A 10,071-nucleotide genomic window follows, 5' to 3' on the forward strand; every position below is an offset into this window, starting at 1 on the left:
GAACGCATGCCCCAGGCCGGAATAGGCATGGAACTGCACAGTGGCCGAACCTTGTTTCAGCAGATGTTCTGCCTGAACGGCCAGATCAATGGGCAACGTCGTATCGGCAGTGCCGTGGGCGATAAAAATCGGCGGAAGGTTAAGTGGCACGCCCGGCCTTACTTCGGCTCGTAACGCAGGCAGCATAGTGCCGCTTAGAATGGCAACGCCCCCAATCCCCTGGGGATGGTGCAACGCAACGTAGTAACTCATCATCGCGCCTTGGCTGAAACCGACCAGAAAAACTTTATTCGCCGAAACCCGATACTTTTTTATAGCTGCGACGACAAAGTCGGCAATCAACTTCTCACTGTTTTTCACCTGAGCAGAATCGCCGTCATATTCACCGTCGCGATTGGTCTTGTCGAACCACTCGAAACCTCCCTCGGCCAAGGCCTGCGGCGCGCGAACCGACAGGTACGTGTAAGCGGTCGGTAACGAGTTTCTCAACTCAAACAACACCTCTTCGTTGCCGCCATAACCATGGAGAAAAATGATGACGGGGCGACTATTGGAACCCAATTGGGTATGTTCCAAATAGACCAGCGGCAAATCATTTTGCACGGCACTCGCCCCCCATGCAGAGCACGTTTGCAGAAGAACAATAAACGCAAGCCACTTAACCATTAAGCAAAACCTCGGCGCACAGAAAGAGAAAAAACAAGGCTATGAAGCCTAGTCAGCATTGGGACTTGCAACTTCTCCTGCTTGAGCCCTACCGCTGGAGCTAACCTTGCGCTCATTACCAAACAGTTGTGGCATTAGGATTTTGCAGACCCTTCAGCGCCCTACCCCAACATCTGCCCCTCGGAATTCGCCCCCATAAGTTGCGAACAAGCCCATATCGGTCACGATCTGTAACTAAGATTTACTTTTCTCTTGGCAAAAACAAACCCGCTCAAGGTGGTCATGGGTTTAATGTATGCAGCCTACGCACGGAGGCGCGCATGAAATACATACTCACACTCCTAACTTTCGCCTTGCTAGGTGGTTGTTTTTCATACAGCGAACGCGGTACAGGGGAAGGCGGAAGGGAAATCGGTAGCAAGGGATACACAGTTCGATGTGATGCCTCGCCACCCAATCAGCCCGGCTGCTATTCACCGGGGCCATCAGAAGTCCTTAAATGTCAGGCTGGCTGGGCTACAGGCAAAGACTCGCGCATTAACACGGAAGGAAGATAGATATGAAGCTATGGATTGCAGGCTGTCTCGTTGCAGCAATTTCAGGTTGCGGCACCATCAAAACACTGACCGATGAGGACGGCGCTGCCGATAACTTGGCGAAGTGGAAGTCGGATTGCGGCTCCATCCCCCGCGTTTATAGCGGCGCAGCCTATCAGTTCTGCAATTTGAGCGGACCTGTTAGGTCAGGTTCGCACTGGGCTGCGCCGCCAATCCTCCTCGACATGGTGATATCCGGTATTGCCGACACAATTCTTATCCCGTACACCGGCTATCTGCAGTACCAGCAAGGCGATATTCAGGTTCGCCGAAAGCAGTACTGACTTCATTGGCGCAGAAATAATCGTCGCTGTTACTTGCCTGCCGGAATCCCGCCCCCTTTTATTTTGCATAAGAACATCCTGTTCGTTGTGATCGAATGCGATATCGCGCTGCCTGCCTAGCGCTCTTTGCCCAATAGTCCTGCCTGAAATCGTAACCGCGCTTTTCCCCCAGCAGATTCTGCGGGACGGGATGCTGCGTGGTAATCTTGCGCCCATTGCAAAAAGCCGCCAGGCCAAAGGGCTTCATCACGCCGATGAGTGTCCGCCAGAGCCTGCCTTTGCCTCACACTATTTAACGAATTCGCCTGAAACCCGATGAATAAAGCAATTTTAGATCTATCCGGCCACACCCCCATGATGCAGCAATACTGGAGGCTGAAAAATCAGCACCCGGACCAGTTGATGTTCTATCGCATGGGAGATTTCTACGAAATCTTCTACGAAGACGCGAAGAAAGCCTCGAAGCTGCTGGATATCACCCTGACAGCCCGTGGCCAGTCGGCCGGGCAGGCGATTCCCATGTGCGGGATTCCCTATCACGCCGCTGAAGGTTATCTGGCCAAGCTGGTAAAACTGGGCGAGTCCGTGGTGATCTGTGAGCAGATCGGCGATCCGGCCACCAGTAAAGGGCCGGTAGACCGCCAAGTCGTGCGCATCATTACTCCCGGTACGGTCAGTGATGAAGCGCTGCTCGATGAACGTCGCGACAACCTCATCGCCGCCGTATTGGGTGACGAGCGCTTGTTTGGCCTCGCGGTACTGGACATCACCAGTGGTAATTTCAGCGTTCTTGAAATCAAGGGCTGGGAGAACCTGCTGGCTGAGCTAGAGCGGGTCAATCCGGTTGAGTTGATGATTCCGGATGACTGGCCACAAGGCTTGCCGGCAGAGAAGCGTCGCGGCACGCGACGTCGTGCACCGTGGGATTTCGAGCGCGACTCGGCGTTAAAGGCCCTGTGCCAACAATTTTCCACCCAAGACCTTAAAGGCTTCGGCTGCGAAAACCTGACGCTGGCGATCGGCGCCGCCGGTTGCTTGCTCGGTTATGCCAAAGAAACCCAGCGCACGGCCCTGCCCCATTTACGCAGCCTGCGCCATGAGCGTCTGGACGATACCGTGGTGCTTGATGGCGCCACCCGCCGTAACCTGGAGCTGGACACCAACCTGGCCGGCGGCCGAGACAACACCCTGCAATCGGTTGTCGATCGCTGTCAGACCGCCATGGGCAGCCGCTTGCTGACCCGGTGGTTAAATCGTCCATTGCGTGATTTGGCCGTGTTGAAGGCTCGCCAAAGCTCGATCACCTGTTTGCTCGAACGTTATCGCTTTGAGCATCTACAGCCGCAATTGAAAGAAATTGGCGATATCGAACGGATCCTCGCTCGAATTGGCTTACGCAACGCCCGTCCTCGCGACTTAGCGCGTCTGCGTGATGCGCTGGCAGCCCTGCCCGAACTGCAACTGGCGATGGTTGAGCTAGAAGCGCCGCATATCCAGCAGTTGGCACAAACCACCAGCACTTACCCAGAGTTAGCGGACCTGTTGCAGCGCGCGGTGATCGATAACCCGCCTGCGGTGATCCGTGACGGTGGCGTGTTGAAAACCGGTTACGACGCAGAACTGGACGACTTGCAATCACTGAGCGAGAACGCCGGGCAGTTTTTGATTGATCTGGAGGCGCGGGAAAAAGCCCGGACCGGTCTGGCCAATCTGAAAGTTGGCTACAACCGTATACATGGCTACTTCATCGAGCTGCCCAGCAAGCAAGCCGAGCAAGCCCCTGCCGACTATATCCGCCGGCAAACACTCAAGGGTGCAGAGCGCTTCATTACGCCAGAACTGAAGGCCTTCGAAGACAAGGCCCTGTCGGCAAAAAGCCGTGCATTGGCGCGGGAGAAGATGCTTTACGAGGCGCTGCTCGAAGACCTCATCGGCCACTTGGCACCGTTGCAGGATACCGCTGCGGCGCTGGCTGAGCTGGATGTGCTGAACAATCTGGCCGAGCGCGCGCTTAATCTGGATTTGAACTGCCCACGTTTCGTCGACGAGCCGTGCATGCGCATCGAGCAAGGCCGGCACCCGGTGGTCGAGCAGGTTCTGACGACGCCATTTGTCGCCAATGACCTGGCGCTCGATGACAACACCCGAATGCTGGTCATCACCGGGCCAAACATGGGCGGTAAGTCGACTTACATGCGCCAGACCGCGCTGATTGTATTGTTAGCGCACATCGGCAGTTTCGTTCCCGCAGCCAGTTGCGAACTGTCACTGGTTGATCGCATTTTTACCCGCATCGGTTCCAGCGATGACCTCGCCGGCGGGCGCTCTACCTTCATGGTGGAAATGAGCGAAACAGCGAATATCCTGCACAACGCCACGGATCGCAGCCTGGTACTGATGGACGAAGTCGGGCGCGGCACCAGCACTTTCGATGGGCTTTCGTTGGCATGGGCTGCGGCAGAATGCCTCGCTCAATTGCGCGCCTACACGCTGTTCGCGACGCACTACTTTGAGCTGACAGTCCTGCCGGAAAGCGAGCCATTAGTCGCCAACGTGCACCTCAATGCTACAGAGCACAACGAGCGTATCGTGTTCCTGCATCGGGTATTGCCTGGTCCTGCCAGCCAGAGTTATGGCTTGGCAGTGGCGCAGTTGGCGGGGGTTCCCGCCAAGGTCATTACGCGGGCCAAGGAGCATCTACAGCGTCTGGAAACGACTAGCCTGCCTCACGAAACACCTCGAGCAGCCCCTGGCAAACCAGCGATTCCACAGCAAAGCGATATGTTCGCCAGCCTGCCCCACCCGGTACTGGAAGAGCTGTCGAAGACCAAAGTCGATGACCTGACTCCACGCCAGGCGCTAGAGTTGTTGTATGCCTTGCAAACACGGATCTAACGAAGATCGTTACAAGCTGTTAGAATCCCGCGCGGTTTGGGATGCTGCGGGTTTTAGTCTGACTGCGCAGATTGTCCGAGCCGCGTGAGAACGTTGCGAACCACAGCAGGTCAAGACGCAATGGCGTACCAACGTCTGCCTGCTGACTGCATAAGTTTCATACGGCCCGGGAGAATACCCCGACCTTGGCAACCCTGCTGACAGGGCTCTGCTACCGCCGCCTGAGGAGAGAACTAGAAATGACCTTCGTCGTCACCGACAACTGCATCAAGTGCAAGTACACCGACTGCGTAGAAGTGTGTCCGGTGGACTGCTTCTACGAAGGCCCGAATTTCCTGGTGATCCACCCGGATGAGTGCATTGATTGCGCGCTCTGCGAGCCTGAATGCCCTGCCGTCGCCATTTTCTCGGAAGATGAAGTACCCGAGGACATGAAGGAATTTATCCAGCTGAACGTAGAGTTGGCGGAAATCTGGCCGAATATCACTGAAAAGAAAGCGGGCTTACCAAACGCCGAAGAATTTGACGGCGTCAAAGGCAAGCTCAAAGATCTGGAGCGCTAAGCGTCCTGATTGCCAAAAAGGCCCATTGCGGGCCTTTTTTGTTTTTGCTTTATTGCAGGCAAAAAAAGGGGCGGTATGACCCGCCCACATTTTTTCCCTAGTCCCTTTTATCCCTTTCATCATCCTGATGAATCGCATCCTGCGATGTCCATGACTGTCATCCTTGACGGCCTGTGTCGATCCCTCAACACAGTTCTAATAATAGTGATTTAGCGGTGAAGAGCAACCCGCCAAATCTTTCAAAAAAATACACGAAGAAGTTTATTAGAATAAATAAACGTTAATAATCAAATAGTTAATGATTTTTCCACACACGATAACGTTAAATTTACAGACAAACTCCACGAAAGCTTACGACACACGTAAGCAAAGGCTTACAGCAAAAAGCAGCATTAAACGTTTAACCCTGCAGTATTAAAATCATCATTTAAATGACGAACTGGAAACATATCCAGTTATTATTTTTCCCATATAAAAACACCCCGAACAGGTCGAGGTGGTTTTACAAAGTGGGTCATTCAGTGCCTTGCACTGATGGGCTGATTGTCTGTTATTGGAACAGAGACTCGCTCGACAACCCGTTCTTCTCAAGGATCTCACGCAAGCGCTTGAGGCCCTCAACCTGAATCTGCCGGACTCTTTCCCGAGTCAAACCAATTTCCAGGCCAACGTCTTCCAGCGTACTGCTTTCGTGTCCCCGCAGACCGAAACGCCGCACCACTACTTCACGCTGCTTGTCGGTAAGCTCGGAAAGCCACTGATCGATGCTTTGCGACAGGTCATCGTCTTGCAGCAGCTCACAAGGGTCAGTCGGACGGTCATCGGTCAACGTATCGAGCAATGTCTTATCGGAATCAGGCCCGAGAGAAACATCCACCGAGGAAACCCGCTCGTTAAGCCCAAGCATTCGCTTGACCTCGCCAACAGGCTTTTCAAGCAAGTTGGCGATTTCTTCCGGAGAGGGTTCGTGGTCTAACTTCTGGGTCAGTTCGCGAGCGGCACGCAGGTACACATTGAGTTCTTTGACCACATGAATCGGCAACCTGATAGTACGGGTCTGATTCATGATCGCGCGCTCAATGGTCTGACGAATCCACCAGGTCGCGTAGGTTGAGAAACGGAAACCACGTTCCGGATCGAATTTTTCGACAGCTCGGATCAGCCCCAGATTGCCTTCCTCGATCAGATCGAGCAATGAAAGGCCACGATTGACGTAACGCCTGGCGATTTTAACCACCAGCCGCAGGTTACTTTCAATCATGCGTTTACGTCCCGCTGGATCACCGCTCTGCGACAAACGTGCAAAGTGGACTTCTTCTTCCGGCGAAAGCAGAGGAGAAAAACCTATTTCATTGAGGTATAGCTGGGTCGCATCAAGCGCTCGTGTGTAATCGATGTACTTGTGCTGTTTGAGCGTTGTGGAGTTCTTGGCCCGGGCGCGAACAGGAGGTGCCGCTTTTTTTTCCTCGTTCAGCGATAAGTCCAAAACGATGCCAGGCTCCATAAGGAGTACCTCATCATCGATGTCAAACTCCGGCGCTTCTTTATTGAGAGCCATTGTTGTAGTCCTTTGGTGAGTTCGACCTCAAGCTCTAGCGACGCCTTATTTTCCTTGGCAGCGCTTGAGCCTGTTCCCTCTACGCAAGAAACAGGCTGGTAACCGATCAACGACGTGGCAGGAATTCCAGGGGATCTACAGGCTTACCTTGGCGGCGAATCTCAAAATGCAGTTTCACCCGGTCGGTCCCAGTTGACCCCATCTCGGCAATTGTCTGTCCGGCCTTGACCTGCTGCCCCTCCCGAACCAACAGTCTACGGTTATGCCCGTATGCACTGACGTAGGTATCGCTGTGTTTGATGATCACAAGTTCGCCGTAGCCCCGTAAACCACTCCCGGCGTACACAACCGAACCATCAGACGCAGCCAAAACAGGCTGTCCCAAATCCCCAGCGATATCAATTCCTTTATTCAAACTACCGTTTGAAGAAAATTTACCGATCAAAATGCCACTAGATGGCCATGCCCAACCCGATGGCGAGCGGCCTCCAGCTTGTATCGGCGTAGTAGCAGAGGTGTCTTCCTTCGACGGCAAGATCACGGGAACGACGCCAACTGGCTTGGAAATAATCGTAGTTTTAAACGAACCTGACGCTGTGGAACCCGTCGTAGAGGTCACCACCGGTGGTCCTGATGGGGCGGCAGAAGATCCAGCGATGACCGGGCCTGAACTGGAGCGACCATCAAAACGGATGGTCTGTCCTGGATGAATGGTATACGGCGCCGGAATTTGGTTACGTTCAGCCAACGCTTTCCAGTCCCAGCCGTAACGGAATGCAATTGAAAACAGCGTGTCACTGCGGCGCACCACATACTGCCCAGTTGTTACTGCTTGTCGCTGAGGCACGGATTTATTGCGATCGACAACCGGGGCACCGCCAGGCGATCTGCTTGAGCAGCCGACCAGCAAGAAACCAAGGGCAAGGCCAATCACCAGACGCTGAAAGCTAGTTGAAGATAGTCGCTGCTGAATGACTGTGAGACTCACCCGCCACTCCTTTACTGGTGACTGAATTAAGCTGCCTATTGTGCCGTAATAACGGCTGGCAGCTACTACTAACTGATTGCAAAACCGTGCGTTACAGCACCAAACGAAGATAATGCATTAAGCCACACGTCACCTGTATGACAGGCGGCACTAGCCAGAATTCATTACGAGCCGAAACGAGCACTCATGCGAGCGGTCCGTTGAGCAATGGCACAAATCTTACCGAGCCCAGGACGTGCCGGGCAAAGCCGTTTTCTTCACGGACAATCAGCATCAATTGCTGGACCTCACCAGAACCAACTGGAATCACCAACCGGCCGCCAGGGGCGAGTTGGTCGAGCAACGCCTGCGGCACATCGGTAGCCACTGCGGTAACGATGATCCCGTTGTAAGGCGCCAGCGCGGGCCAACCTTCCCAACCGTCGCCCCAGCGAAAGACCACATTGCGCAGGTTAAGCTCAACCAGCCGTTCTTTTGCGCGGTCCTGTAGAACCTTAATACGCTCGACCGAGAACACACGTTCGACCAGCTGAGATAATACCGCCGTCTGGTAGCCAGAACCGGTACCAATCTCCAGCACTTTGTCCAACGGACCAGCAGCCAATAGCAGCTCGCTCATGCGCGCCACCATATAGGGCTGTGAGATCGTTTGGTTATGACCAATCGGCAACGCGGTGTCTTCGTACGCCCGGTGTGCCAACGCTTCATCGACAAACATGTGCCGGGGAGTGTTACGGATCACTTCCAACACTTGGGCGTTGGAAAGCCCCTCTTCGTAGAGCCGCTGGATCAAACGCTCACGGGTGCGCTGAGACGTCATCCCGATCCCGCGTCTTAATAGATTATCTTGCTCGCGCGACATCAACGCAGTCCCTCTAGCCAGCTGTTAAGGCTGGTGAAACCATCCTGATAAGTACGGTCCAGTTGTAACGGTGTAATGGATACATAACCTTGCATTACAGCGTGAAAATCAGTCCCCGCGCCTCCGTCTTCAGCGTCACCGGCGGCCGCAATCCAGTAACCGACGCGGCCACGCGGATCGACCACTTTGACAGGCGCAGCGGCGCGTGCGCGATGGCCCAGCCGGGTTAATTGAATTCCGCGAATGTGCTCAAGCGGGAGATTCGGAATATTGACGTTCAACACTGTGCGCGGAGGTAAATTGAGGTGTTCATGGGCTTCAACCAGCAACCGAGCGAAATGCGCCGCGGTCGGTAGATTGTCTACCTGACGCGATAACAATGAAAACGCAAATGAAGGACGATCAAGAAAACGCCCCTCTAGCGCTGCGGCCACGGTGCCGGAATACAACACGTCATCGCCCAGGTTGGCCCCGAGGTTGATTCCGGAAACGACCATGTCCGGCCGCTGGTCAAGAAGTCCGTTGAGGCCAAGGTGCACGCAGTCGGTGGGCGTTCCGTTCACGCTGATGAAGCCGTTCACCAGCGTGTGGGGGTGCAGCGGACGATCCAGCGTCAGCGAACTGCTTGCGCCGCTTTTGTCTTGGTCAGGGGCAATGACAACGCACTCGCCATAGCCTGCCAGCGCAGTATAAAGCGCAGCAAGACCGGGTGCACTTACCCCATCATCATTAGAGATCAGAATACGCATTAGCTGTCCGTTAGCCCCACCGAAACCAAGTCGACGAGCTCGCGCACCAGTACGGTGGCAAAGCATCCGGCCGGCAGGACGAATTCCAGTTGCAGAATGTCAGGCTCAGGATAATGCCACGTCAACCCACCAATGGGCAGTCGCAGGATGCGCCGCTCATGTTCCATGCCCGCTTTGATCAACCAATCGCGCAAGCTGGACTCGCCAGCCGCGACTGATTGCTCCAGCACAGCCGTGGCACCGCTTGCAGGAGAATCGCCTGCGCCCCACTGCGGACCGGTCGGGTGCAGATCAAGAATGGCCAAGCGTGGATCGCTGCACTCGGCTTCGCCTGCAGAAAAAAAACTGCGGCTGTCAGTAAACGCCAATAGATCGCCCACCTGCGCCCGCTGCCAACTGCCGTCGGCGACACGCGCCGCCAGCACTTTGTTGAACACATAACTACGGGCGGTCGAGAGCAGTCGGGAACGCACTGCGCGCTGTTCCGGCAAGGCCTGACGTGCCGCGTAGTCGCGCGCCTCACCCACATTACCGCCTTCCCAACCGAAGCGTTGGGCGCCGAAGTAATTCGGCACGCCGTGGCGGGCGATCAATTCGAGCCGGGCCTGCAACGTCGCTTGGTCGCCTTGCAGTTGGGTCAGCCGTAACGTAAAGCCATTGGCCGCGTGCGCACCGCGTTGCAATTTGCGTTTGTGGCGACCCATTTTCAGGATTTTCAGGGTGTCGTCCTGAGCCGCAGACATGTCCGGATCGGCTTTGCCGGGCAATTGCACGCTGAACCATTGTCGGGTCAACGCCTGACGATCCTTCAAACCGGCATAGCTCACGGTTCGCAATGGGACGCCAGCAGCACGCGCCAGACGGCGAGCGGCTTCTTCTGTGTTAAGGCCACGCTTTTCAACCCATAACC

At 55.0% G+C, this 10,071-nt stretch carries 9 protein-coding genes; 3 read left to right on the plus strand and 6 right to left on the minus strand.

The window, feature by feature from the left end:
* Positions 1-666: dienelactone hydrolase family protein (locus tag M0974_RS08300; RefSeq protein WP_297835190.1), on the minus strand; the 666-nt coding region annotated here is incomplete at its 3' end.
* 559 nt (positions 667-1,225) lie between these two features.
* On the opposite strand from M0974_RS08300, the gene M0974_RS08305 reads away from it, so the two are divergent.
* From M0974_RS08305 to fdxA, 3 genes are all read left to right on the plus strand, one after another.
* Positions 1,226-1,546 (plus strand): YceK/YidQ family lipoprotein, encoded by a 321-nt coding sequence (locus M0974_RS08305; protein WP_297835192.1) that lies wholly within the window; start codon positions 1,226-1,228, stop codon positions 1,544-1,546.
* Positions 1,547-1,873: 327 nt separating this feature from the next.
* Entirely contained in the window at positions 1,874-4,441 is a 2,568-nt protein-coding gene (gene mutS / locus M0974_RS08310) for a DNA mismatch repair protein MutS (RefSeq protein ID WP_297835212.1), read from the plus strand.
* Between the two features lie 239 nt (positions 4,442-4,680).
* The gene (fdxA, locus tag M0974_RS08315; RefSeq protein ID WP_297835195.1) at positions 4,681-5,004 is read left to right on the plus strand and encodes a ferredoxin FdxA; all 324 of its coding nucleotides are present in this window, start codon (positions 4,681-4,683) and stop codon (positions 5,002-5,004) included.
* Positions 5,005-5,554: 550 nt separating this feature from the next.
* Here the strand turns inward: fdxA and rpoS are convergent.
* The 5 genes from rpoS to truD all read right to left on the minus strand — a co-directional run.
* Positions 5,555-6,562 (minus strand): RNA polymerase sigma factor RpoS, encoded by a 1,008-nt coding sequence (gene rpoS / locus M0974_RS08320; RefSeq protein ID WP_297835197.1) that lies wholly within the window; start codon positions 6,560-6,562, stop codon positions 5,555-5,557.
* Between the two features lie 106 nt (positions 6,563-6,668).
* The gene (locus M0974_RS08325; RefSeq protein WP_297835200.1) at positions 6,669-7,550 is read right to left on the minus strand and encodes a peptidoglycan DD-metalloendopeptidase family protein; all 882 of its coding nucleotides are present in this window, start codon (positions 7,548-7,550) and stop codon (positions 6,669-6,671) included.
* Between the two features lie 184 nt (positions 7,551-7,734).
* Positions 7,735-8,370 carry a protein-L-isoaspartate(D-aspartate) O-methyltransferase gene (locus M0974_RS08330; RefSeq protein ID WP_297835203.1) on the minus strand — a complete coding sequence of 212 codons (636 nt, stop codon included), beginning with the start codon at positions 8,368-8,370 and terminating at the stop codon, positions 7,735-7,737.
* A gap of 41 nt (positions 8,371-8,411) precedes the next feature.
* Complete coding sequence (surE, locus tag M0974_RS08335; protein WP_297835206.1) at positions 8,412-9,161, minus strand: 5'/3'-nucleotidase SurE; 750 nt, start codon at positions 9,159-9,161, stop codon at positions 8,412-8,414.
* Positions 9,161-10,071, minus strand: a 911-nt coding sequence (gene truD / locus M0974_RS08340) for a tRNA pseudouridine(13) synthase TruD (RefSeq protein WP_297835210.1), incomplete at its 5' end; no start/stop codon positions are given. The genes surE and truD, both read right to left, overlap by 1 nt.

It is taken from the genome of Pseudomonas sp. (genome assembly GCF_026224925.1).
GTDB lineage: Bacteria > Pseudomonadota > Gammaproteobacteria > Pseudomonadales > Pseudomonadaceae > Aquipseudomonas.

Coding starts and splice junctions, on each gene's coding strand:
- fdxA (WP_297835195.1), top strand. CDS start 4,681: ATGACCTTCGTCGTCACCGACAACTGCATCAAGTGCAAGTACACCGAC.
- rpoS (WP_297835197.1), bottom strand. CDS start 6,562: ATGGCTCTCAATAAAGAAGCGCCGGAGTTTGACATCGATGATGAGGTA.
- M0974_RS08330 (WP_297835203.1), bottom strand. CDS start 8,370: ATGACGTCTCAGCGCACCCGTGAGCGTTTGATCCAGCGGCTCTACGAA.
- M0974_RS08305 (WP_297835192.1), top strand. CDS start 1,226: ATGAAGCTATGGATTGCAGGCTGTCTCGTTGCAGCAATTTCAGGTTGC.
- surE (WP_297835206.1), bottom strand. CDS start 9,161: ATGCGTATTCTGATCTCTAATGATGATGGGGTAAGTGCACCCGGTCTT.